1 protein-coding gene is annotated in these 343 nt (G+C 44.0%); it reads right to left on the bottom strand.

Annotated features, from left to right (window positions below; genetic code table 11):
- On the bottom strand, positions 1-343 hold a 343-nt coding region (locus tag ACKTR5_RS11795; RefSeq protein WP_407881707.1), incomplete at both ends, for a helix-turn-helix domain-containing protein.

Genomic DNA, 343 nt, shown 5'->3' with positions numbered 1-343 from the left:
GATGATGACTTGTGAGAGTTCTTGGTTGGATGCTTTCTCAAGGCTTGTAATTTTTTTAAGGCGTCTAAGCGTATCCGCAATGATAAATTCTCTTGCTCGAGGCGTTTGATGCGTTCCTGATCTGATTCTTTTGCGATGTGGTTTCACTCCCGTTCGCATCTCTAACAACACTTGACTACCATATAGATTATAAAGCCGTTCCCAGCGCACAATAGCCTCCACTGAAGCAAAGCCAAAGTGACCACAGGTCGCCGTTATTGATGCGTGATTTTGTTGTTTCCACTTTACAAGATCAACACGGAACTTACCAGTAACTTTGGGTGGATTGAGTAATCCTTGGCGG

Source organism: Furfurilactobacillus entadae (genome assembly GCF_045862745.1).
Taxonomy (GTDB): Bacteria; Bacillota; Bacilli; order Lactobacillales; family Lactobacillaceae; genus Furfurilactobacillus; species Furfurilactobacillus entadae.
Note: the sequence above shows the minus strand (reverse complement) of the source record. Positions and strands in the feature narration are given on the sequence as shown.